The organism is Bacteroides sp. f07 (assembly GCF_042854785.1).
Taxonomy (GTDB): Bacteria; Bacteroidota; Bacteroidia; order Bacteroidales; family Bacteroidaceae; genus Bacteroides.
Genome location: NZ_BAABXI010000001.1, coordinates 1,572,014 through 1,595,202, shown reverse-complemented (window position 1 = coordinate 1,595,202; position 23,189 = coordinate 1,572,014). Strand labels below are relative to the sequence as shown.

Sequence of the window (23,189 nt, the reverse complement as noted above, 5' to 3'; positions counted from 1 at the left end):
CACACAGTGTGTTCGTTGCCGGTTGGGATTCATTTAAATAAAAACATCTGTTCTTCTATTCTTCTTCGGCAAACATGGGATCCCAGGCGGGAAGACGAATGGGTTTCTGTTTGAGGATTTCCGATACTTTTTTCGTGGCGTATTTGGTTTCTATCACCAGGCGGAACATATATTCGTTGAACCACTCATCAGTCATGATGAGATGACCTTGATAACCGGAGCCGGCCCCCCAACTATTTTCAACCATCCATTTGGTCGGGTTTCCGTTTTTGTCGAGGTCTACTGCCATGAGCGTCATGGCATGGCTTGAGCCGCTGGCAAAGCTTTGAATGCGCTGCTTCTTGTTCATGCCGAAGGTTGTGCCCATGAGAGATTCGTAGTCGTAGTTTTTAACATCCAGCAGACCACGGTCAGAGTTGAGGAATTTGCCTACATCGCAGGAGAAGTACATCATAGTGCTGTCTTTGAGGGAGGTTATCGCCATCTCTTTGATGTCCTCTATGGGGAGATTGACATAAGTCCAGTTTTTGCCGTCGTAGCGGTGGCGGTCATAGTCTATCTCGTAACATTTGTAATAGTCACGGCTGGGGTCGTTCATGAGCATGACGTAGTTGCCGATCAGGTTTTCGTCACCGTACTTCTTCAGGAAAGAAAGCGGGGTGTAGGTTTCCGTAGATACGGGTTTGCCTTGGGCGTTGTATTCCGTCCAGGTAAATTCGGTGGGGGGAACGCCCAGGTTCAAGACCAGCATGCGGTAGATGGTGCCGAGCATTTCGGTTTTCGTTTTCTCGAGGAGTGCCGGTTTCGTGCCTTTGGCGGCGAGGTCGCGGAGTTGAAGGCCCTGTTCACGGAGTTTCAAGGTAATCAAGTTCGCCATGCGGGAGGTGTTCTCGCTACTGTTCGTTTCGGGCATTACGTCTTTGGGGACAAGACCGTATTTGCTTACGATGTCGGCCACACCGGTGAAAGTACCGCCGTCACTCAAAGGGTGGTGGAACAGCCACTCTACCATTTTGTCGTTCATCGGTTTGTCGCTGGTGTCGATGATGCCTTGCAGGAAAAGATTCGCTTTCTCCAGTTGGTCGAAGAAGAAAGGATAGGTTTGCGAAAACTCGAACGAGCTGAGATTGTGGCGGGCGATGGCCTTGGCACGCATCACGTTCAGACCGGTGAAGAGCCAGCAGCGGCCGGAAGATTTCTGGTCGGTGACGCCTTTGGAGTTCACTTTGACGGAGAAGTGCGTATCCATACCTTTCAGGTTTTCCTGGTTGAGAGCCAGTTTGCGGATGTCGTTGTTGCCGATGGCGTTGCGGATAGCCTTGTCAGCCGGGGTGTTTTGATAACTCTGTTTAATTTGTTGCATCATGTCGTCGCTGATGCCGCCTTTTGCGTTTTGAGCTTGTGCCGAATAACAGAAAGCACAGAAAACAAAAACTGATAAAATTCGTTTATTCATTAGTATAAATAGTTTATTAATCAATTACACTTCAGATATAGTAATAGGAAATTGCAAATTTACGATTCTTTTTTAGAATTATTATCTAAGAGTATCAAAACTAATTAAAATAAAAGAGTTTTCTTTGCAGTCGAATTCCTCAGAAAGAAATTATGAAGAAATATATAATAGGTGTATTGATGATGTTTGCATCCATCAATATTATGTCGGCTACGGCTGACAGCACAGCAGTAAAAAGCGACGAACTGCCAATGTCTACAATATCTATCAGTGATGATACCCCGACAGATATTGACGGCACTTTGTCAGACACCATTCCCACCCTCTCCAAACGTGAGTTACGCCGCCAACGTGTGGCAAAGCGAAATTTGCATTATAATATATTAGGTGGTCCCAGCTATACGCCGGACTTCGGCCTGCTGGTGGGCGGTAGCGCGTTGATGACGTTCCGGATGAATCCGAGTGACACCACTCAGCGGCGTTCGGTGGTGCCGATGTCTATTGCGCTGATGTTCAAAGGCGGATTGAATCTGATGACGAAGCCGCAACTGTTCTTCAAAGGCGACCGTTTCCGTATTTTCGGCACATTCTCTTATAAGAACACGATTGAGAATTTTTACGGAATCGGATACAGTACCAATAAAGACTATCCTCGCGGGGAAGACACGAGCGAATACCGTTATAGCGGCATCCAGGTGAACCCGTGGTTCCTCTTCCGTTTGGGAGAAAGCGACTTCTTCGCAGGGCCACAGGTAGATTTCAATTACGACAAAATCACCAAGCCGGCAGAAGGAATGGTTCATCAGCCATCCTACATTGCGGCGGGCGGAACAGAACATGGATATAAGAATTTCAGTTCGGGACTCGGCTTCCTGCTGACTTATGACACACGTGATATTCCCGCCAATGCTTATCGTGGAATGTATCTTGATTTTCGCGGGATGATGTATAGCAAGGCCTTCGGCGGTGATGATAATTTTTACCGTTTGGAGATTGATTACCGTCAATACAAAACAGTCGGAAGACGGAAGGTGATAGCTTGGACGGTGCAGACCAAAAACGTATTCGGAGATGTGCCGTTGACGAAATATGCGCTTAGCGGAACGCCTTTCGACCTTCGCGGATATTATATGGGACAGTTTCGCGACAAGTCATCACATGTAATGATGGCTGAATACCGTCAGATGATAAATACGGACAAGAATACATGGGTGAAGAAAATGCTCAATCATATAGGATATGTGGCCTGGGGCGGATGCGGATTCATGGGCCCTACTCCGGGCAAGATAGAGGGCGTTCTCCCCAATCTCGGCGTAGGCCTGCGCATTGAGGTACAACCCCGTATGAATATACGTCTCGACCTCGGAAGAGACATGGTGAACAAGCAGAATTTGTTCTACTTTAATATGACGGAGGCGTTCTGACACAAGACGATGGAAGACTTTCAGTTCAAGAAGAAAGACATTCCGATTGGGTATATATACATTCCGCTTAGGGACAATAAAAGTATTATAAATAAGTATTCGCGTACAATTAACGAGGAAGAATGTAAAATTGATAATAAAAGACTGCTCATAAATGAAATTAATCCTTATATTTGCGCAAGCTATAACACAGCAAGAGCAAATAATAGGATTTTTTTATGAAGCAATTTATATCTGTTTTTTCGGGGTTACTACTTTTATTCACTTCCGCTACTCATGTGGTTGCACAGGAAAACGGTGACTATTCCCAATTAAGTGAAGATGATTATACTAAAATTGCCCTGCCACCATTGTCTACATTATTCGAGAATGCCAAAAACAGTCCCATCTACGAACTGGCAGACGTAAAGGCGGCAATAGAGCGCAAGTTACTGCAAAAAGAAAAATGGGCATTTCTCGGTTTCTTCAGTTTAAGAGGAAGCTACCAGTACGGAATGTTCGGCAATGAGTCCACATATACGGACGTGGCGATTGCCCCCTACCTCACCTATTCTACCCAAGCCCAAAACGGTTATACCTTGGGGGCGGGCATCAACATTCCATTAAATGACTTATTCGACCTCAAAGGGCGCGTCAGCCGGCAAAGGCTTACACTGAAAACCGCCGAACTGGAGCGGGAAGTAAAGTACGATGAAATCAAGAAGAATATTATTGAGATGTACGCCATGGCCACTTCACAGATGCAGGTTCTCCAGACGAGAAGTGAAAGTCTGGTGCTTGCCAATGTACAATACGAAATATCCGAGAAGAATTTTGCCAACGGGACCATAGAATCGTCAGATTTGGCAATAGATAAGGAAAGACAGTCGCAGGCCCGTGAATCATACGAGAAGAGTAAGTTTGAATTGACCAAGAGCCTGATGATACTCGAAGTTATTTCACGTACACCCATTATACGAAAATAAAAATCTAAGATATGAATTTTATCATTTCTACCATACGGACCCTATTCCGCCATCGCTGGCTGATACTGATAGGAACCGCCCTCTTCACATTATTCGTCATCTATTACACCCGCCATATGCAAGGCGGCTATGACGTGAAAGCTACGCTTTACACGGGAGTAGCCTCAGGCTACAACCTGGAGAGCGACAAGCGGACAGACTGGGCAACGGTACAGAATTCTATGGACAATCTGATAAGCATCATGCAGGCTGAAAGTACGCTGAAAAGAGTATGCTTACGGCTATTCGCCAGAGTCCTTATCCAAGGAAATCCGGACAAAGAGAACAATGGCATCACTGCTGCCAGCTACAATTACACTTACAACCATCTGAAAAACAGTCCGAACGGAAATGAGATACTGAAACTAATAGACAAATCGAGTGAAGACAAGACCGTCTCCAATTTCGAATCATATATGCGTCCGCACAGAGACAACTACATCTACGGCCTGTTCTATTACAATCACCCTTTTTATAGCTACAACACCCTGAAAAACATCAAAGTGCAACGTCGTCTGACCAGTGACTTGCTGGATATCAGCTATTCGTCCGGCGACCCGGGTATCGTATACAACACGGTAAGTATCCTGATGGATGAGTTCGTCGAAGAATACCGCCGCATCCGCTACGGGGAGACGGATAAAGTAATCAAGTACTTTGAAGAAGAATTGAAAAGAATAGGGAAAAAGCTGAATACGGAAGAAGAAGACCTGACCAAATATAACGTAGAAAAACGTATCATCAACTATATTGACGAAACCAAAGAAATAGCCGCCATCAGCAAAGAGTACGAGTTGAGAGAACAAGACGCGTTGTTCGCCTTCAACAGCACCAAGTCCATGCTCGACGAACTGGAGAAACACATGGACAGCAATGCCAAACAAGTGGTCAAAAACATGGAGTTTGTCGATAAACTGCGGGAAGCCTCCAGCATCACCGGCAAAATATCGGAAGCCGAGGCGATGACCGATACAAAAAAACAAGACTCGCAATCCCTTGAAAGCGACAAAAAAAGACTGGCCGAGGTAAAACAGGAACTGAATGACTTGACCTCTTCATACATAGGTCATAAATATACCAAAGAAGGCGCTTCGCGAATCAACATCATCGACCAGTGGTTGGAGCAGACTCTGCTATACGAAAAAGCCAAAGCCGAACTGAAAATCGTGCAAGACGCCCGTCGGGAACTGAACGAGCGTTATGTATTCTTCGCCCCCGTCGGTACGACCATCAAGCAGAAAGAGCGTATGATAAACTTCACCGAGCGCAACTATCTGACTGTATTACAAAGCTATAACGAAGCCCTGTTGAGAAAGAAAAATCTGGAAATGACCTCTGCCACACTAAAAGTGCTGAACGAGCCCACCTACCCGATTTCTTCCAACTCGACCAACCGGAAGCAAATCGTCATCGCCGCATGCGTAGGCAGTTTTCTGATTATCGTAGCTTTGCTGCTGTTGATAGAGATGCTCGACAGGACATTGCGCGATGCCAGCCGCACCAAGCGCGTGACAGGCTATAAAGTGACAGGCGCTGTCCCCAGTCTTACACTCTCCCGCTACGGTGGGCTGACCAAGACCTACGTACAATCTTCCGTCAGAGAACTGACCAACTCCCTGCTCCGTTTCCTGACCAATCGGAAATCTCCCGGCGTGTTCATCATCAACCTGTTCAGTACCAGCGAAGATTCCGGTGAGGAAGTGATAGGGAACCTGATTTGCGGATATATGCAGAGCCGCATGCTGAATACGAAGTTTATCACCTACAAAGAAGATTTCAACACTAACTCCACCCAATACCTGCTGGCAAAAAGCATTACAGACTTTTACACCCCGCAAGGAGAAGACATACTGATTGTCGCTTATCCGCCCTTGTCCGAAAGCAACATTCCGACTGCCTTACTGCAAGATGCCAACGCCAATATCCTGGTGGCTCCGGCAGACCGGGGATGGAAAACCATCGACAAGCAGCTTTGCGAACAACTCATGCTGCAACTGGGCAAAACGGACGTACCTTTCCGCATCTGCCTGACAAATGCCAGCCGGGAAGCAGCCGAAGACTTCACCGGACAACTTCCGCCACACACGCTGTTGCGCAGAATCGGCTATCGCCTCAGTCAGCTATCACTAACGGAAAAAATCAAATTCAACCTCAGGAGAAAAGCAAAAGAAGCAAAAGACGAGGACGATGACGAATAGGATAATAACTTTCCACATTCTGCTTGCCGCGCAGTTCGCCCTGGTCGCGGCAAGCATGGTTGTAAATGTCAAGATAGGCTTGTTCTCAATGGCACTCATCTTGCTGTCCACCACCATTTGCCTTGTACAGCTCAGCAATGACGAACGTACCGACTGGCGGTCCGGCCAGAACACAATGACCTGGCTCTTTACCGCCTGGCTGCTGTTCTACCTATTGGAAATAATGAATCCCAACAATGTGATGGAAGCATGGAACATCAACCTCACTCCCTATGCCCTCACCCCTCTGATATGCGCCTTCGTCATACCGATAGTGATACGTACCAAGAAAGATGTCGAACTGCTGCTGATAATATGGTCTGTATTCGTCATCATCTTCACCCTTAAAGGCTACTGGCAGAAAAACCACGGTTTCAGTTCCAAAGACCTCTACTTCCTTCATGTCCTGGGCGGCGCCCGGACACACATTATCTGGTCGGGCATCCGCTACTTCTCCTGTTTCTCGGACGCGGCAAACTATGGCGTGCACTCTGCCATGGCAGGCGTCACCTTTGCCATTGCCGGCTTCTTTGTCGACTCAAAATGGAAGCGTATCTACTTCCTCTCCGTCGCCTTCTGCGGCATCTACGGAATGGGAATCTCCGGGACACGCTCCGCCATGGGAGTCCTCATGGGCGGCATGCTGATGATTACCATCATAGCCAAGAACTGGAAAGCACTCCTGGCCGGCATATGCATATCCATCGGAGTCTTTGTCTTTTTCTATTACACCAATATCGGAAGCGGCAACCAATATATCCACAAGATGCGCTCTTCCTTCCACCCTACCGAAGACGCCTCTTACATGGTGCGCGTCGAAAACCGGCAAAGAATGAAGGAGCTGATGGCTAAGAAACCCATCGGCTACGGCATCGGACTCTCCAAGGCAGGCAACTTCAACTCCAAAGAACAAATGCCCTACCCGCCTGACTCATGGCTGGTCAGCGTATGGGTGGAAACGGGAATCGTCGGGCTGATTCTCTATCTCGGCATACACGGCATCCTTTTCGCCTGGTGCTCATGGATATTGATGTTCAAGGTACGCAACAAAAATCTGCGAGGGCTCGTAGCGGCATGGCTCTGCATGGACGCAGGCTACTTCATAGCCGCCTATGTCAACGACGTAATGCAGTATCCCAACCCATTGACCGTATATATAGGCTTTGCCCTCTGCTTTGCCGCCCCGCATATCGACAAGCAATTACTAGTATCCATCCAAGAAAACAACGAACAACAATGACAAACAACACACCGGACATATCCTTTATCACTATCTGCTACAACGGGTGCAAGGACACCTGCGAACTGATAGAATCCTTGCAAGACAAGATACACTCCGTAAGCTACGAAATCATTGTGGTAGACAACGCCTCACACGAAGATGAAGCAGCCCGGATAGGCCAACTATACCCTTCCGTCGTCGCCATCCGCAGCAACGAGAACCGCGGTTTCTCCGGCGGCAACAACATCGGCATCCGCGCGGCAAAAGGGAAATACCTCTTCTTCATCAACAACGACACCTACATCGAGTCAGACCACATCGCCTGCCTGATAGAACGCCTCGAAAGCCGTCCCGAAATAGGCGGCGTATCGCCTAAGATACGTTTCGCCTTTCCACCGCAACACATACAGTTTGCCGGATTCACCCCATTGTCACGCATCACGTTACGCAACCATATGCTCGGTTTCGATTGCCCGGACGACGGCACATTCGACACCCCCCACCCCACGCCCTACCTGCACGGCGCAGCCATGATGCTCAAGCGGGAAGTGATAGAAAAAGTGGGAATGATGCCGGAAATATTCTTCCTCTATTACGAAGAACTGGACTGGAGCACCAGCATGACACGTGCCGGCTACGAGCTGTGGTACGACCCTCGCTGCACCGTCTTCCATAAAGAAAGCCAGAGCACCGGGCAACTCAGCAAACTGCGCACCTACTACCTGACACGCAACCGCCTGTTCTACGCCCGCCGCAACCTGAGAGGATTCGACCGCATCGCCGCCGTCCTCTACCAAAGCACCATAGCTGCCACCAAGAACATCCTGACCCATACATTCAAAGGACGTTTCGACCTCGCCGCAGCCGTATTCTACGGAGTAAATACCGGGCTGCTCTCCCCCTCGTCCGAGAAAAACACAGTAACTCCCTAAAATCCGAATACTATGATTATCATCGACTGGATTCTCTTTGCACTCCTTGCGCTTTGCGTCTGCTACCTGTTGCTGTATGCCATCGCATCGAAGTTCTACCGGACTCCCCGCTTCCCGGAAGCCCGCACACTCCGGCGCTTCATCGTGTTCTTCCCCGCTTACAAGGAAGACCGGGTGATTGCCTCTTCCGTACGCAGCTTCCTGCAACAGGACTATCCGCGGGAACTGTTCGACATCATCGTCATCTCCGACCAGATGCAGCCTGCCACCAACGAAGACTTGCGTTCCCTGCCCATCCGCCTATTGACAGCCAACTACAAGGACAGTTCCAAAGCCAAAGCATTGACAATGGCAGTAGATTCCATCAGCGACGAGCACTATGACATAGTGGTCATCATGGATGCCGACAACCTGACTTCCCCGGATTTTCTCGCCGAAGTGAACCGTGCTTTCGACAGTGGAATAAAATCCGTACAGGCTCATCGCACCGGCAAAAACCTGAACACTGATATCTCTATTCTCGACGGTATCAGCGAAGAAATCAATAACGGGATTTTCCGCAGCGGACACAACGCCCTCGGACTTTCCGCCGCCCTGTCCGGTTCGGGAATGGCTTTTGAAGCCGACTGGTTCCGACAAAACGTGCGGCTTCTCGAAACAGCAGGCGAAGACAAGGAACTCGAAGTGCTGCTTCTGCAACAGCGCATCCACACCGTCTACCTGCCGCAAATTCCCATATACGACGAAAAGACACAGAAAGAGGAAGCCATCAGCAACCAACGGAAACGCTGGATAGCCGCACAGTTCGGTATTCTCCGCAGCTCGCTCTTCAGCCTGCCCAAAGCGATAGGCCAAGGCAACCTGGACTATTGCGACAAGATACTCCAATGGATGCTTCCCCCGCGACTGATACAACTGGCGGGTGTCTTCGGTCTGACACTTGTCATCACGATTATCGGCATATGGCTAAGCCTGCAAGGCACTGCTACCGGACACGAATGGACGATAGCAGTCAAATGGTGGATACTCTCCGCCGCCCAAATAGCAGCAATGACACTCCCCATACCGGGACATTTGTTCAACAAGCAACTGGGCAAAGCCGTATTACGAATCCCCATGCTGGCATTAACCACCATCGGCAATCTGTTCAAACTGAAGGGAGCCTATAAAAAGTTTATCCATACAGAGCACGGAGAATAAATCAGAAGAACAATTCCTTAAACGAAAAGAATATGAGAATAGCCATCGAAGCCCAGCGTATCTTCCGCCCCAACAAGCATGGGATGGATTTCGTCGCTCTTGAAACGATTCGGGAGTTACAGAAAATGGACCATGAGAACGAATACTTCATCTTTGTCAGTCCCGGCGAAGACAGATGCCTTAAAAGTTCGGACAACGTGCATATCATCGAATTGAAATGCCCCACCTATCCGCTTTGGGAACAAGTGGCGCTCCCCCGTGCGGTAAAACGCGTCAAGCCCGATTTGCTACATTGCACAAGCAACACCGCCCCCCTGCACTGCCCCGTGCCCCTGGTACTGACATTGCATGACATAATCTATCTGGAGAAACGCCAATCGTCCAGCCTGTCATGGTATCAGGAAATGGGGTGGCATTATCGCCGTCTCGTCGTTCCGCGCATCCTGCCGAAATGCGAAAAGATTATCACCGTCTCCCAGTTCGAGCGGAAGCGTATTCTCGAAGCCCTGCACCTGCCCGACGAACAACTGGTAGCCGTGTACAACGGATTCAACAGTCACTTCCACCTGCAACCCAAAGCTCCGGAGATTACGCGGAAGTATATCGACGCAGACAATTACCTGTTCTTCCTGGGAAACACAGACCCCAAAAAGAACACTCCGAGAGTGCTGAAAGCATACAGCGATTATCTGAAAAAATCAACTAAGAAATTGCCGTTACTTATCGCCGACCTCAAAGAAGACGCTATCGACCGGATACTGGAAGACGAGAAAATCACGGAAATAAAAAGTTCGCTCCGCTTCCCCGGATATATTGCGAATACTGACCTTGCGGCACTTTATGGTGGGGCATTCGCGTTTCTGTATCCTTCGCTTCGCGAAAGTTTCGGCATCCCGATGCTCGAGGCGATGGCTTGCGGAACGCCCATCATCGCAGGGAATACTTCCGCCATGCCCGAAATAGCAGGCGAAGGCGCTTTGCTGGCAGACCCTTTCAACGTGGAAGATATTACAGACAAGATACTGCAACTCGAAGAAGACGAAGCGTTCTATCAGCAGCAAGTGGAATACGGGCTCAACCGCAGCCGGATGTTCTCTTGGCGGAATACGGCGGAATCGTTGCTAAAGATATACAAAGAGTTCTCCAAATAGAGCTAATTTTATATTATTATTTAGGCACGGATTACGCAGATTACACGGTTAAGATAATTAATAAGCCGCATAGTCCACATAATCCGCGCCTACATATAAAAAAGACTTGCAACCAAGTACATATACTTGTCGCAAGTCTTTCCTTTGATACTATTACATTTCCGAATAAACCGCCTTCACCTCAAAGCACGGGCAAGCCTTCACCCACTCTTCCGGCTCGATTTCTCCGTTTCCGTTCAAATCCGGACTCAAGTCACGATGCCCGCAAATGCGGCAACCGGGATAATCACGCAGCAGCGTGAGGATAAGCACGTGCATTGAATGAATCTGCCACTCCGTGCGGGTATCGGCAGGACGACCGTGGCAATCGAGTCCGCCCTCATAGCAGATACCTATACTGTTCAAGTTGTGTCCCTTTGCATGCGCACCAACCCGTTCGATGGCACGAGTCGTTTTTATGTCCCCATTTTTGCGAATATAGAAATGATACCCCGTCCCGTTGAAACCACGCCGCCGGTGGCACACTTCCAAATCATCTTCCGTGAAATCCCTGTCCGCCCTGGTGGCGGAACAGTGGATTACAATCAGGTCAATCTTCCTCATCGACCCGTCCTTTCACTCTTTTTGCCCTTTCTCTTTCTGCGAAAGAAGAACAGGACTTCCAATACAATGTCTAAGATTCTGTCAATCATTTCTTTGCATTTTATAGTTTATTTTATTGATATGAAGACGGAAAGCCGTGCACTAGCCTTCCGTCGGGAAATAGCCGTAAGCCGGAAATACGACTAGGCTGCCGGGTCCGGGTCGGGAGTCTCTCCGCCGTCACCGCCTTCTCCTTCGCCGGAACCACCGGAACCGCCACTTCCGTTTCCGCCGGACGCGGACTTCTTATCCGAGAGCAGCTCAAAGGTCATATTATTCTCCCCGCCACGAGTGGTCGCCGTGCTGTCGTTGGCAAGACGCAAGGAATTATCGACTTTGAAACGAAGGTTGACACGGGTGATATTCTTCACGGTGCAATCCTTTTCCACCTCTACACCGGGACAAGTCAGCGTAGTATAAAAGATACCCAGCCCTTCGACTTTCACCTTATTGCCCGCCACAAGGACTTTCTTCATCGCACGGACAAAGGATTTCATGACGTGCGACACGTCTTCTACCGAAAGTGCTCCGATAGACTCGATTTCACGCGCCAAAGATTCAATGGAATAGATTTTCGCTTCCCCGGACTTGGGTTTGAGAGCGTACACCATCGGCGACTCGTCATCACCGATTCGTTTTCTGCGCTTGTAGCGCACTACTGTAACTGTTGCCATACTTAAAAGATTGTTTCTACGAAAGGAAGGACATTCTCCCTTTCTGATGGTGAAACAAAGATACGGCAACACACCGACAGCCTGACGGGTTACATCGGGCTACGCAGGATTAAGAGGGAATAAAGAGGAATAAAAACAAGCATTGCTATCTTTGTGAATGCCCAAGATACAAAAATGGCAGCATGATTCCGAATCTCATGCCGCCATTCCTGTAAGTGCTTATCATCAGATATTTTCAATTTCTTCTACGGAAAGTCCGGAAGCCTGAGAGATAGTATCGGTGGAAACTCCTAATTTCTTAAGGTTACGGGCAATTTCCCAGCTCTTTTCCTTCATACCTTTCTCCATACCTTCTTCCATCCCTCTCTCCAGTCCTTTTCGCCAGCCTTTTTCTTCCGCGAACGAGATGGTAGCCAGTTGGTCACGAAACACTTTGATACTCTCATCGTATTTCATGCGCTCTTCTTTAGTCAGGGAAGCAATGTCCACAATCTTCTCCAACTTCTCGAAGACAGATTTTCGTGCCTTGAAAGGCATTCTTTTCAATGTGTCCATATTCTTCAATACATAAATCCAACGTTCAAAATCAGTTTCACATTCCGATTCCTCTTTGTGAAAAGAAGGAAGCTCGATAAAGATAAAACGTAACTTATCCGAAAATGTTTCATGCGTATCACGGTCGGCCAACACCACGTCCGTCCGAAGTTTGTGCGGAGCGTCTGCCAGACAGAAGTTCAGGAAAAACACGCCATACACCGCTTTCAAGTCAAACTGCCAATGAGCGCCCCGCTCTCCTTGCCGGGCAACAGTATGCGATAAATAAAAAAGAGCCCGCTCCTTAAAATTCGTCTGCTGCTTGTTCTGCATCTCCACAATAAACTGTTCACCACTCTCTGTCGTACAATAAATATCGTAAATAACTCCGCGGTCGCCCATGTATTCAGGAAGTAACTCCTTATCCAAAAAAGTGATATCCGTGATACTCTTCTCGTTTACAAGCAGGCCGTTCAAGAAATCAATCAGCAAGTCTTTCGTAATTTCCTGCCCGAATATCTTTTTAAAACCTACGTCCGTAAACGGATTGATAAATTTTCCCATTTTCTTTGTTTTACGTTTGTATAGACCGAGATGTATCCGGTCTATACAAAGATACTATATTTTTCATAGTGAGCGGTTTCTTTTCCTTTTTTTAACGTCCCCCCATTCCTTTTCAATCTTCCCTAATGTTTTCAATTTCCCTCAAATGAGATTACCCAAAACTTGCACAACTCAGTAAAAATGCGTAACTTTATAGCTAGTAAAAACAAACTCAACCACCCTATCAATGAAAGCAAAATCCGACAATCTTCCCGAACAGGAAGAAGAAAAAGCATTCCAATACCGCAGCTACGGAAAAGGCGAGCTTGCCGCATTATATCTCCCCTACATCAAGCAACAGAGCGCAGTAGCCCGGTTCAACGAATGGATAGACGCTGCACCAGGACTGAAAGAGCGTCTGCTCGCCACCGGCATGAATCCCCGAAGCAGACGCTACACTCCCGCACAGGTACGGCTCATCGTGGAAGTGCTCGAAGAACCGTAGATAGTGATTAACGGGGTAGCGATTAGTGATCACTCCTCCGTTAATCACTAATCAAACAGTTCTTTTTCCGGTAGCCAGCAGGAAGTGTCGAAGACGGTATTCCGGGTACGCTGGTCGATGGGCACGGCAGGATCGTGGGATTCTTCACAGGGGAGATACCGCCCACTGACGGGGTCGTAGACGAAAGTAGCCACACCACCTACGCCGAGATGTTTGAATTTCACTTTATCCACATATACGCGGGTGATACCGATTTCCTTGTCACGCTCTACCACAATTCCGTAATCAGCCTTGTTGTAAAAATCTGCGGAGCCGTTAATGTCGTACATTTCCACACGCGGGGTGGCATTCGTCACAGGATTGCGGTTCATCTTGCGCGGGTGGGCGACAACTATCAGCAGGCAATTATATTGAGTGGCAAATTCCGTGAATTTATTCAATAAGTTGGAGAGATACTGCGTTTCCGACTGTCCCGGTTTGGGGTCATGGTCGAAGCGGTTGAGAGGGTCAAAGACGAAGATGCGGCAGCCACGGCGGACGACGAGTTCACGAGCTTTGGCAAGCACGCGGTCGGGGCTGACGTCACCTTTGAGGGAAATGTGCGATACGTTTTCCGCCAGAAACTCTTCGGAACGTGCCAGAAGAGCGTCCGTCATGCCGCAGCCGTTCTGAAAGCGATGACCGGTAAGTTTTTCAATCAGTTTGCGGAGATGATAGACGATGGGGACATTCTCCGGACTGAAAAACCCAATCTTCCATTGATGCCGCAGGCAGAGGCGCAGCACCAGTTCGTCCACCCATTCTGATTTTCCCGCACCAGGGATGCCGGTCACAATGACGATGCGGCGGCGCTCGTAAGTACAAATTTTATCCATTTCTTCCCAACCGGTCTCCGTACCGGGACCGAAACCGTTGTCGAACAAGGCACGCAAGTCGCTATGCAGGTCGGCAGCGGTAAAAATGCCTTCCAGCGGGACTTCCGCCGCTTGCTCGATGGCGATGCGGAGACTTTCAATACCATATTTACAGAGATGCTCGTTGGCATCCTTGCACTCCGGACCGTAAGTGACGATACGGCAACGTTCGGCTCCCATGCGGTTGACAAGCTCGTCGCGCAGGCGGATTCCGGGGGAATCGGTGTCTACGGCAATGATGATTTCTTTCAAGTCCTCGAAGTGAGTTTCCATGAAACGGTCGAGCCACGAGAGATTGGAGTTGGCGCCGGCGGGGACGGAGATGACACTTTCAAATCCGGCGGCGATGGAAGAAGCGGCATCCAGTTCGCCTTCGTGGATGATGCAGGACGTTTGTCCTACGACGGAGTCGATATTGTAAGGAATCAGTTCGGCTCCCTGCACCATTTTGAAATGCTTCTTGCCACTGCGGAATTTCGTGTTTACGAGTTGCCCGCCATCGAAGTAGTTGAAGCAGACGCAACGCTCTTTCGTGCTGGACTGCGGCATAAATTCTTCCTGCTCCGTGATGCGCAGCGCGGCAATGACGGACTGCGGGATGCAGCGCGTCTCGACCAGCCAACGTTCCGTGGCTTCGGAAAGCGTTGTCTTCGAAGCGTCGAACACCGGACGCTGAAAATGCTGCGGAACGGCTGCCGCACGACGCTGGCGGGCTGCACGACGCTCCGCCTTCTCACGCTCCTCATTATCGTCGGGGACGTAGAAATCGGCTCCGCAATGATAACAGTGGCAATGCCCGGTGTCGATATTGACACGCAGCGAACGGTCGCGCTTGTTATGCCTCGTCGGGAGACATTGGTTACAGATTGTTTTGATAACTCCACTCGTGCGATGACGTACATCGACTTGGTAACTGGCAAAATTTCTCATAATTTCTATTTTGTTTTTCAGATTATCTCATTTTTCAGATTATTTCATTTTCCACACGGTATAAAAGCAAATTCCATCCGGTACAAGCAACAGACGGGCATCGGAACGAGCGTTCGTAAGCGCCGGACCGGTTTCCATTCAAGCGCGGGATGAGTACCTGCCGGACGTGGGCAGAGCAATCTCCGGACGTGGGCTGAAAGCCATCAGTCCCCCGTCCGGCGATTGATGAAAGCCGGACTCAATGCAGCCATCTCCTGCCCACGTCGTCCCACACTGCCGAACCGTCCGGTCGCGGTGGCGCATCGTCCGGGATGAGATGTCCCAGATACGTCCGCCGCTTGCCGACTATGCTCTCAAAACGGTTCGCGCTCCCGATGTCCCGTTCTCTGAGTTCCTGTAGCAACGCTTCGCGCAACTTGACGCAAGTGGGTGAACCTGCAGCGATATAATTGGAAAAATACCGTTTCACATCATCAAAGAAAAGCAGCTCTTTCTCCTTCCCGTAAAGCCGTATATGAGCTTTGAACAGCTTGAGAATCTGCTTCTGGCGGTCGAGGAAGAGCCGCCCCAGTCCGGAACGCTGCCCTGCCAGCTCCATATAGAGCCGCGAATCGGCAAGACTGTCCACCAGCACTTCCCATGACACCACAGGCTGCAACGGGCGTTGCCCCTCTTCGTCCACCGAACGAATCCGCACCCCGCCCGTCACCGCAACCGGAACAGCAGCGGCAACGGCAGCAACCGCCACCGCTTCCGGTGCGCCGGTATTCCTGCTGTTGTTTTCAACAGAAGGAATACTTCTCTTCTCCTCTACTCTCTTCTCTTGGGTTTCGTTGGGTTTTTGCCCCTTGCTGGCGGGCGTTTCAGCGCTTTTGACAGGCTTCCGCGGACGACCGCCTTTTTTGCCGTTTTCGGTGTCCGCCCGCCACTTCTCCTCAAGCCTATGCATCACCCTGTCCAGATAGGGAGCGCGGAACGTCTGCCGCTCCTCGTCCACCTCAAAAAGATTGTAACCACGGAGCACATGCTCTGTCATTTCCAAATCCAAATCGTAGCGACGGGCAAAAGCTTTCAGTTGAAGCGGCTTGCAAGACGCCTCATAATTGTCCTTCGTGCGCAGATGCAGCAGTAACATCACGTAAATCCCGATAGCTTCCGCAGCATCCAGCTCCAACATCATGCCGGCGATATTGTCGTCGTTCAATAAATTCACTTCCAAGTTAAAATACTGGTCTTTCTTCATTCTTTTTTCCCGTTTAAAAAAATATTCGACAAAATCTCACCTGTTCCGGTGGGGTAACTTCGTGAGCACAAAGGTCTTTTAAATGTATGACATACACTTCTTCAGAAATGAATAGAGTGCTATAAAAACTTTTAAAGACCTTTGCATCAACAATTTAATAACCCAAAAAAAAAGATGAATAAACAACCAAAACTCCTCAATGAGGACGAAGTAATGCGACAGAAACTAGAAAAATGCATCCATGCCACTTTCGGCCGTTTTATTTGCTACGTACGTACTATCTCTCCACTGTCTCACGAGGAAATGCAAGAACTAAGCTCCATCACTTCCGGCACGGCATGGCGGATGGAAAAATCGCGCAACTACAAGATTCTATCGTATGCACAGGCATTCTACGTACATCTCAGAGCACTGAAATGCGAGTTTCATATCCAAAACCTCCGCCGGGCAACCACGCAGGCATTGGAAGAAGGAAAATGCCTTGTCATATCCGTCATAGACAAGGACGAGATAAATAATTACGACAAGAATGCCATTCTTTTCGCACAGGCGCCCACCGACGAAGAACTGGAAAGACGCCGGAAAGCCAGAAAAGCCCTACTAAAGAGAAATGCGAAATTTGGTAAGAACAAAAAGAATAACAAGACAGAGAAGAAACCTGCCGACAAAAAGAAGATAAAAAAAAGATAAAGTTTCTCATAAGTTTTATTACCTTTGTGGCACAGCTAAGCTGAACAACAAATGTATAGAAATGAATGACAGCGAAGAAACAAACAGTTCGACGATAAAAGCACTTATTGTATTCAGAGAAGATGGGGACACAGACAATCTGTTCGTCCCCATCTTGTGCGATGCCATCAGGATGACGGGTATCAACGTGCGATGTTCCACACAAGAGTTTTGGGAGTCGGATACGGCGTATGACATCATCCATTTCCAGTGGCCCGAAGAAGTAGTGGGCTGGACTTGTGACAATCCCGACATCATCTGCCGGCTGGAAGAACGGATTCGTTTCTTCCGCTCGCGAGGGACACATTTCATTTATACACGCCACAATGTACGCCCGCACTATGCCAACGACGTCATCAGCCGGGCGTATGACATCATCGAGTCGCAAAGCGATGTCGTGGTGCATATGGGGCGTTTCAGCCGCGACGAATTTGCCGCCAGGCATCCCGGCAGCCGGAATGTCGTGATTCCGCACCATATTTACCAATATACCTATCAGGAGAATATCAGCGTAGAGCGTGCACGCCAGTATCTCAAGATTCCGCAGGAAGCGTTCATCGTCACCGCTTTCGGCAAATTCCGCAACCGTGAAGAAATACGCATGATGCTCGGAGCATTCCGCGCGTGGGACCAGCCGGACAAGTTACTGCTCGCCCCCAGGCTTTATCCTTTCTCAAGACGCAACGACTATGGTGGCAATTTCCTCAAACGATGGACTTCACGTGCCGGATATTATCTGCTCATGCCGCTGCTCAACCGCTGGATGAAGCTGGAAGCCGGAGCCAACGATGAACTGGTGGACAGTTGCGACCTACCTTATTATATGGCTGCCTCGGATGTGATATTCATCCAACGAAAAGATATATTAAACTCAGGTAATGTCCCTCTTGCCTTCTTTTACCACAAAGTAGTGGTGGGGCCCGCTGTGGGAAATATCGGCGAGATACTCTCCGAAACCGGTAACCCGACATTCGACCCCGATGATAAAACGGACATTGTCCGGGCACTCAAATCCGCCCGCCGGCTTGCATTACAAGAGAAGGGAGAAGCAAATTATGACTACGCCATGGAGAACATGAATGTCCGGAAAGTGGGAAAGGAATACGCGCAAACTTATAAAGACGCAGTAAATGGCTAACAACATCAAGCGGCAGCTATTTTCGGGCGTCTTCTACACCGCGCTTGCCAAATACAGCGGTGTCGTCATCTCCCTCGTAGTAGCGGGAATACTGGCACGCCTGCTCTCGCCGGACGACTTCGGAGTAGTAGCTATCGCCTCTGTCATCATCGCTTTTTTCAACCTGCTCACGGACATGGGCGTATCGCCCGCCATCATACAGAACAAGTCGCTGACCAAAGGCGAACTGTCGGACATTTTCTCATTTACCGTGTGGACGGGCATCGGCATCAGCGCGCTGTTCTTCGCCGCGTCCTGGCCCATCGCCCACTATTACGAGAGCGACATCTTGCGGACATTGTGCCAACTGCTCTCCGTCAACCTGTTTTTCGCTTCCGCCACCATCGTGCCCGGAGCGCTGTTCTACCGCAACAAGGAGTTCAAATTTATCGCTGTCCGCAGCTTCGTCATACAAATATCCGGCGGTGCCGCCGCCGTGACCGCCGCCCTCTGCGGAGCGGGACTGTACGCGCTGATTATCACCCCGATACTATCCAGCATACTGATATTCGTCATCTCCTTCCAGCGCTATCCGCAACGCCTGCGCTTCACGCTGGGACTGACGCCGCTACGGAAGATTTTTTCCTATTCCGCCTACCAGTTCCTGTTCAACGTCATCAATTATTTCAGCCGCAACCTTGACAAACTCCTGATTGGCAAGTATATGAGCATGTCCGACCTCGGATATTACGAAAAATCCTACCGCCTGATGATGCTTCCCCTGCAAAACATCACGCAGGTCATCACCCCGGTGATGCATCCCATCTTCAGTGATTTACAAGATGATAAAGAAAAGCTGGCTACTTCCTACGAACGTATCGTCCGCTTCCTCGCCTTTATCGGACTGCCGCTGAGCGTGCTTCTTTTCTTTACAGCGGAAGAAGTGACGCTGATTATCTTCGGCAGTCAATGGCTGCCGTCCGTACCCGTATTCCGGATACTGGCGCTTTCGGTGGGCATACAGATTATCCTTTCTTCGTCGGGCTCCATCTTCCAGGCGGCAGGCGACACGCGGAGCCTGTTCGTCTGCGGGTTGTTTTCGTCTACGCTCAACGTGGCGGGAATGTTGCTCGGCATTTTCTATTTCGGCACGCTCACGGCAGTGGCAAGCTGCATCGTGGTGACGTTCACCGTCAACTTCGTGCAATGCTACCGGCAGATGTACCGAGTGACCTTCCGGCGGAGCTTCCGGCTGCTCATACGTCAGCTTATTTCTCCGTTCGCGGTCAGCGGTTTGATAGCGATGGCACTCGTGCCCATGCAATGCACGATGGAAGGTATGAACTTTTTTGTGACAATTATTGCCAAAGGTACAATTAGTTTTATTATCTTTGGTGGATATATACAAGCTACGCACGAATTTGATATCATCGAAAAAGTACGGAGCATGGTAAAACAGAGAAATAAAAGAACAGAATAAACGATATTATAGAAACAGAAAAAACCGATGAAAGCCTTGTTCCTTATTTTCCACGGCTTCGACAAAGCCAATGGAATCAGTAAGAAAATACACTACCAGGTGAAAGCCCTCAGAGAATGTGGAGTGGACGCACGCCTGTGTTATTACGATATTACTCCCCATGGCGAACACCGTCTGATGGTGGACGACGAGGTCATTGCCGATTTTGGGACAGGAACTACGGCAAAGATGTGGAAGCGTATCTACTACGCCCCTATCATTGAGTATGCGCGCCACGAAAAAATAGAACTGGTATATATACGTTCGCACCACAACGCCAACCCGTTCACCCTGAAGATGGTGAAACGCCTGAAAAAGACCGGAGCCAAAGTAGTAATGGAAATACCGACTTATCCGTACGACCAGGAATATATCACGCGTTCCATGAAGTTTTCCCTGTTTATCGACCGCTGTTTCCGCCACCGGCTCGCCAAGAGACTGGACGGCATCGTCACCTTCTCCAACGCTGAAACGATTTTCGGCGGACGGACTATACGAATTTCCAACGGAATAGACTTCGACGCCATCCCGATGAAGCACAGCCAAAATGCGACGACCGATGAGCTGCATCTTATCGGTGTAGCGGAAGTGCATTACTGGCATGGATTTGACCGGCTGGTGAACGGACTGGCGAAGTATTACCGTACAAATCCCGACTATAAAGTGTATTTCCACATTGTAGGGCCCATGGCCGGTGAACGCGAACGAGAAGCAATCCTGCCTGTCATCCGTGACAATCATCTGGAGCCTTATGTCATTCTGCACGGACCTCTGCACAGCGAGGAACTGGACGCGCAATTTGAAAAGGCTGACTTTGCCATCGGTAGCCTGGGACGCCACCGAAGCGGTATCACGCATATCAAGACACTGAAAAACCGCGAATATGCCGCCCGCGGATTTGCCTTCACGTATTCGGAAACGGATGAGGATTTCGACGCTATGGCGTATGTATGGAAAGCCCCTGCGGACGAATCGCCGATAGACATCCCGAAGCTGATTGAGTTTCAACGCTCGCTTTCCATGACTCCGGCCGAGATTCGCGAATCAGCCCGCCCGCTATCATGGAAAGCGCAAATGCAGAAAGTGATTAATGAAATCGGATTCGGGTAACAAACACCCTGTCATTCTGAAACAAATTACAAACAATAGCTGATGAACAAGAAGATAAAAATAGCCTACTGCATCCCCTCACTCTATTACCCCAGCGGCATGGAGAGGGTATTGACGTTGAAAGCAAATTATTTTGCGGAACATTTCGGCTACGAGATACATATTATCCTGACTGACGGAAAAGACAAGGAACCGTATTACAAATTATATCCGTCCATTACTCTCCACCAACTCGATATCAATTATGACGAGATGTACGGCCGCAGCCTGTGGAAGCGAATCTCCGGCTACTGGAACAAGCAGCAATTATTCATGAAACGGCTGAACGACTGTTTGTGCGAAATCCGTCCGGACATCACCATCTCACTTCTCCGGCGGGACATCAACTTTATCAATAAGATGAAGGACGGCAGCATCAAACTCGGGGAAATCCACTTCAACAAGTCCAATTACCGTGAGTTCAGCGATAACCGTCTCCCGGCTTTCGTACAGCACTGCGTGAAGAAGTACTGGATGTGGCAGCTTATCCGACAGGTGCGGCAACTGAAACGCTTCGTGGTATTGAGCTATGAAGACGCCGCGGAATGGACGAAACTGAAAAATGTAGCGGTGATATACAACCCGCTTCCTTTTTTCCCCGAACGGCAGTCCGACGGGTCGTCCAAGCAGGTGATTGCCGCAGGAAGGTATATGCCGCAAAAAGGGTTCGACCGGCTGATTGACGCCTGGAGCATCGTCAACATGCAGCATCCGGACTGGGTTCTGCGTATCTACGGCGACGGTATGCGACAGCAACTGCAACAGCAAATCGACAGGTTGGGAATCGCTTCCAGTTGTATTCTGGAACACAGTACGCCTGATATTGACGAGAAATATTGCGAAAGTTCCATATTTGCCCTTTCATCACGCTACGAAGGGTTTGGCATGGTGATTATCGAAGCGATGGCGTGCGGCATACCACCCGTTTCTTTTGCTTGTCCGTGCGGTCCGCGGGATATTATCGACGATGGGAAAAACGGTCTGTTGGTGGAAAACGGGAATATTGAGATGTTGGCCGGCAAGATATGTTATCTGATAGAAAATGATGAAATACGCCGGAAGATGGGGCAGCAGGCACGCATCGACGTGGAGCGCTTCAAGATTGAACAAATCGCCGGACAATGGAAGGAGTTATTTGAGAGTCTCGTTTAGGCTGTCGGGAAGTCTTATTTAAAAGGAATTGCTTATGAAATGGTATGCCAAATATTTACAGGTTTACGAGAAGCCGTTCGCTTCGGCACCGGCGGAAGTAGTAAGCGGCGTGAAGGAGAAGTTGCGGCAGTTAACGGAAAACAGTCAGCCATTGGCTTCGGTCATTCTCATTTGTCATAATGAGGAGACGCGTCTGCTGAGTTGCCTGTGGTCGCTTTGCGACAATGAATGTGATTTTCCGATAGAAATACTGGCTGTCAACAATAATTCGACAGACCGCACGGAAGAGGTGATGCGGCAACTGGGCGTCACGTATTTCAACGAGACGAAGAAAGGGCCCGGACACGCCCGCCAATGCGGACTCGACCGGGCAAAAGGGAAGTATCATATCTGCATTGACACCGATACGATATATCCGCCCCGTTACGTAGCGACACACGTCGGGCAACTGATGAAGCCGGGGGTGGCTTGTACGTTCAGCCTGTGGAGTTTTATTCCCGATGAACGCCATTCCGGCATAGGGCTATGGTGGTATGAGGCTTTGAGGGATATGCATCTGCGCATCCAGGCTATACAGCGTCCGGAGCTTTGCGTACGTGGCATGACGTTCGGGTTCAATACCGAGCTGGGCAGACGGTTCGGGTTCCGGACGGACATCATCCGCGGTGAGGACGGTTCGCTCGCCTTAGCCATGAAGCCTTTCGGCAAACTCGTTTTTATCCGCTCCGGAAAAGCGAGGGTGATGACAGGATACGGGACGCTGAATAATGACGGTTCTCTTTTCAATAGTTTCAAAGTGAGGCTGGTGAAGGCTATCAAAGGGCTGGGCGGCATTTTTACCAAGAAAAGCGAATATAAGGATGAGGACAGCAATCTGATAAAAAACAAACAAGATACACACTAAAAAAACAA

Annotated in this window: 20 protein-coding genes; 14 read left to right on the top strand and 6 right to left on the bottom strand. The window is 49.3% G+C overall.

What is annotated here, in order from left to right; genetic code table 11:
* Window positions 1-55 precede the first annotated feature (55 nt).
* A complete protein-coding gene (locus tag ACGHVY_RS06395) occupies window positions 56-1,456 on the bottom strand; it encodes a C1 family peptidase (RefSeq protein WP_390597912.1) in 1,401 nt (466 codons plus the stop codon).
* Between the two features lie 152 nt (window positions 1,457-1,608).
* On the opposite strand from ACGHVY_RS06395, the gene ACGHVY_RS06390 reads away from it, so the two are divergent.
* From ACGHVY_RS06390 to ACGHVY_RS06360, 7 genes are all read left to right on the top strand, one after another.
* On the top strand, window positions 1,609-2,880 hold the full coding sequence (locus ACGHVY_RS06390) for a BamA/TamA family outer membrane protein (RefSeq protein WP_308744971.1): 1,272 nt from the start codon (window positions 1,609-1,611) through the stop codon (window positions 2,878-2,880).
* A 218-nt stretch (window positions 2,881-3,098) separates the two neighbouring features.
* A complete protein-coding gene (locus ACGHVY_RS06385) occupies window positions 3,099-3,845 on the top strand; it encodes a TolC family protein (protein ID WP_390597909.1) in 747 nt (248 codons plus the stop codon).
* An 11-nt stretch (window positions 3,846-3,856) separates the two neighbouring features.
* Window positions 3,857-6,082, top strand: a complete 2,226-nt coding sequence (locus ACGHVY_RS06380) for a GumC family protein (RefSeq protein WP_390597907.1) — start codon at window positions 3,857-3,859, stop codon at window positions 6,080-6,082.
* The gene (locus tag ACGHVY_RS06375; RefSeq protein WP_390597905.1) at window positions 6,072-7,361 is read left to right on the top strand and encodes an O-antigen ligase family protein; all 1,290 of its coding nucleotides are present in this window, start codon (window positions 6,072-6,074) and stop codon (window positions 7,359-7,361) included. Before ACGHVY_RS06380 ends, ACGHVY_RS06375 begins: the two co-directional genes overlap by 11 nt.
* Window positions 7,358-8,275 carry a glycosyltransferase family 2 protein gene (locus ACGHVY_RS06370; RefSeq protein ID WP_390597904.1) on the top strand — a complete coding sequence of 306 codons (918 nt, stop codon included), beginning with the start codon at window positions 7,358-7,360 and terminating at the stop codon, window positions 8,273-8,275. The genes ACGHVY_RS06375 and ACGHVY_RS06370 overlap by 4 nt, the downstream gene beginning before the upstream one ends.
* 12 nt (window positions 8,276-8,287) lie before the next feature.
* The gene (locus tag ACGHVY_RS06365; protein WP_390597902.1) at window positions 8,288-9,475 is read left to right on the top strand and encodes a glycosyltransferase; all 1,188 of its coding nucleotides are present in this window, start codon (window positions 8,288-8,290) and stop codon (window positions 9,473-9,475) included.
* Between the two features lie 32 nt (window positions 9,476-9,507).
* Entirely contained in the window at window positions 9,508-10,626 is a 1,119-nt protein-coding gene (locus ACGHVY_RS06360; RefSeq protein ID WP_390597901.1) for a glycosyltransferase family 4 protein, read from the top strand.
* Between the two features lie 153 nt (window positions 10,627-10,779).
* Here ACGHVY_RS06360 and ACGHVY_RS06355 read toward each other — a convergent pair whose 3' ends face one another.
* The 3 genes from ACGHVY_RS06355 to ACGHVY_RS06345 form a co-directional block, all read right to left on the bottom strand.
* Window positions 10,780-11,229, bottom strand: coding sequence for an N-acetylmuramoyl-L-alanine amidase (locus tag ACGHVY_RS06355; RefSeq protein WP_390597899.1), 450 nt, complete (start codon window positions 11,227-11,229; stop codon window positions 10,780-10,782).
* A gap of 182 nt (window positions 11,230-11,411) precedes the next feature.
* A complete protein-coding gene (locus ACGHVY_RS06350) occupies window positions 11,412-11,942 on the bottom strand; it encodes a DNA-binding protein (protein WP_308744963.1) in 531 nt (176 codons plus the stop codon).
* Window positions 11,943-12,167: 225 nt separating this feature from the next.
* Window positions 12,168-13,040, bottom strand: coding sequence for an Rpn family recombination-promoting nuclease/putative transposase (locus ACGHVY_RS06345; protein WP_390597897.1), 873 nt, complete (start codon window positions 13,038-13,040; stop codon window positions 12,168-12,170).
* Window positions 13,041-13,266: 226 nt separating this feature from the next.
* On the opposite strand from ACGHVY_RS06345, the gene ACGHVY_RS06340 reads away from it, so the two are divergent.
* Window positions 13,267-13,524, top strand: a complete 258-nt coding sequence (locus ACGHVY_RS06340) for a DUF4248 domain-containing protein (protein WP_308744961.1) — start codon at window positions 13,267-13,269, stop codon at window positions 13,522-13,524.
* Window positions 13,525-13,571: 47 nt separating this feature from the next.
* Here ACGHVY_RS06340 and ACGHVY_RS06335 read toward each other — a convergent pair whose 3' ends face one another.
* Together ACGHVY_RS06335 and ACGHVY_RS06330 are read right to left on the bottom strand one after the other, a co-directional pair.
* Window positions 13,572-15,368, bottom strand: coding sequence for a bifunctional DNA primase/helicase (locus ACGHVY_RS06335; RefSeq protein WP_390597895.1), 1,797 nt, complete (start codon window positions 15,366-15,368; stop codon window positions 13,572-13,574).
* A 238-nt stretch (window positions 15,369-15,606) separates the two neighbouring features.
* Window positions 15,607-16,611 (bottom strand): Lin1244/Lin1753 domain-containing protein, encoded by a 1,005-nt coding sequence (locus ACGHVY_RS06330; RefSeq protein ID WP_390597893.1) that lies wholly within the window; start codon window positions 16,609-16,611, stop codon window positions 15,607-15,609.
* Window positions 16,612-16,785: 174 nt separating this feature from the next.
* On the opposite strand from ACGHVY_RS06330, the gene ACGHVY_RS06325 reads away from it, so the two are divergent.
* From ACGHVY_RS06325 to ACGHVY_RS06300, 6 genes are all read left to right on the top strand, one after another.
* Window positions 16,786-17,301, top strand: coding sequence for a hypothetical protein (locus tag ACGHVY_RS06325; RefSeq protein ID WP_308744958.1), 516 nt, complete (start codon window positions 16,786-16,788; stop codon window positions 17,299-17,301).
* A gap of 61 nt (window positions 17,302-17,362) precedes the next feature.
* On the top strand, window positions 17,363-18,478 hold the full coding sequence (locus ACGHVY_RS06320) for a glycosyltransferase family 1 protein (RefSeq protein WP_390597891.1): 1,116 nt from the start codon (window positions 17,363-17,365) through the stop codon (window positions 18,476-18,478).
* Entirely contained in the window at window positions 18,471-19,937 is a 1,467-nt protein-coding gene (locus ACGHVY_RS06315; protein WP_390597889.1) for a lipopolysaccharide biosynthesis protein, read from the top strand. Before ACGHVY_RS06320 ends, ACGHVY_RS06315 begins: the two co-directional genes overlap by 8 nt.
* 27 nt (window positions 19,938-19,964) lie before the next feature.
* Complete coding sequence (locus ACGHVY_RS06310) at window positions 19,965-21,086, top strand: glycosyltransferase family 1 protein (protein WP_390597888.1); 1,122 nt, start codon at window positions 19,965-19,967, stop codon at window positions 21,084-21,086.
* Window positions 21,087-21,128: 42 nt separating this feature from the next.
* Window positions 21,129-22,277 (top strand): glycosyltransferase family 4 protein, encoded by a 1,149-nt coding sequence (locus ACGHVY_RS06305; protein WP_308744953.1) that lies wholly within the window; start codon window positions 21,129-21,131, stop codon window positions 22,275-22,277.
* Window positions 22,278-22,311: 34 nt separating this feature from the next.
* Window positions 22,312-23,181: a glycosyltransferase family 2 protein gene (locus ACGHVY_RS06300; protein WP_308744952.1), complete on the top strand. Its 870-nt coding sequence runs from the start codon at window positions 22,312-22,314 to the stop codon at window positions 23,179-23,181.
* The last annotated feature ends 8 nt before the right edge of the window (window positions 23,182-23,189 follow it).

Excerpts from the sequence above, each read along its gene's own strand:
- ACGHVY_RS06340 (WP_308744961.1), top strand. The coding sequence starts at position 13,267 with ATGAAAGCAAAATCCGACAATCTTCCCGAACAGGAAGAAGAAAAAGCA.
- ACGHVY_RS06350 (WP_308744963.1), bottom strand. The coding sequence starts at position 11,942 with ATGGCAACAGTTACAGTAGTGCGCTACAAGCGCAGAAAACGAATCGGT.
- ACGHVY_RS06330 (WP_390597893.1), bottom strand. The coding sequence starts at position 16,611 with ATGAAGAAAGACCAGTATTTTAACTTGGAAGTGAATTTATTGAACGAC.
- ACGHVY_RS06380 (WP_390597907.1), top strand. The coding sequence starts at position 3,857 with ATGAATTTTATCATTTCTACCATACGGACCCTATTCCGCCATCGCTGG.
- ACGHVY_RS06375 (WP_390597905.1), top strand. The coding sequence starts at position 6,072 with ATGACGAATAGGATAATAACTTTCCACATTCTGCTTGCCGCGCAGTTC.
- ACGHVY_RS06305 (WP_308744953.1), top strand. The coding sequence starts at position 21,129 with ATGAACAAGAAGATAAAAATAGCCTACTGCATCCCCTCACTCTATTAC.
- ACGHVY_RS06335 (WP_390597895.1), bottom strand. The coding sequence starts at position 15,368 with ATGAGAAATTTTGCCAGTTACCAAGTCGATGTACGTCATCGCACGAGT.
- ACGHVY_RS06310 (WP_390597888.1), top strand. The coding sequence starts at position 19,965 with ATGAAAGCCTTGTTCCTTATTTTCCACGGCTTCGACAAAGCCAATGGA.
- ACGHVY_RS06395 (WP_390597912.1), bottom strand. The coding sequence starts at position 1,456 with ATGAATAAACGAATTTTATCAGTTTTTGTTTTCTGTGCTTTCTGTTAT.
- ACGHVY_RS06355 (WP_390597899.1), bottom strand. The coding sequence starts at position 11,229 with ATGAGGAAGATTGACCTGATTGTAATCCACTGTTCCGCCACCAGGGCG.
- ACGHVY_RS06325 (WP_308744958.1), top strand. The coding sequence starts at position 16,786 with ATGAATAAACAACCAAAACTCCTCAATGAGGACGAAGTAATGCGACAG.
- ACGHVY_RS06370 (WP_390597904.1), top strand. The coding sequence starts at position 7,358 with ATGACAAACAACACACCGGACATATCCTTTATCACTATCTGCTACAAC.
- ACGHVY_RS06360 (WP_390597901.1), top strand. The coding sequence starts at position 9,508 with ATGAGAATAGCCATCGAAGCCCAGCGTATCTTCCGCCCCAACAAGCAT.
- ACGHVY_RS06365 (WP_390597902.1), top strand. The coding sequence starts at position 8,288 with ATGATTATCATCGACTGGATTCTCTTTGCACTCCTTGCGCTTTGCGTC.
- ACGHVY_RS06385 (WP_390597909.1), top strand. The coding sequence starts at position 3,099 with ATGAAGCAATTTATATCTGTTTTTTCGGGGTTACTACTTTTATTCACT.
- ACGHVY_RS06320 (WP_390597891.1), top strand. The coding sequence starts at position 17,363 with ATGAATGACAGCGAAGAAACAAACAGTTCGACGATAAAAGCACTTATT.
- ACGHVY_RS06390 (WP_308744971.1), top strand. The coding sequence starts at position 1,609 with ATGAAGAAATATATAATAGGTGTATTGATGATGTTTGCATCCATCAAT.
- ACGHVY_RS06300 (WP_308744952.1), top strand. The coding sequence starts at position 22,312 with ATGAAATGGTATGCCAAATATTTACAGGTTTACGAGAAGCCGTTCGCT.
- ACGHVY_RS06345 (WP_390597897.1), bottom strand. The coding sequence starts at position 13,040 with ATGGGAAAATTTATCAATCCGTTTACGGACGTAGGTTTTAAAAAGATA.
- ACGHVY_RS06315 (WP_390597889.1), top strand. The coding sequence starts at position 18,471 with ATGGCTAACAACATCAAGCGGCAGCTATTTTCGGGCGTCTTCTACACC.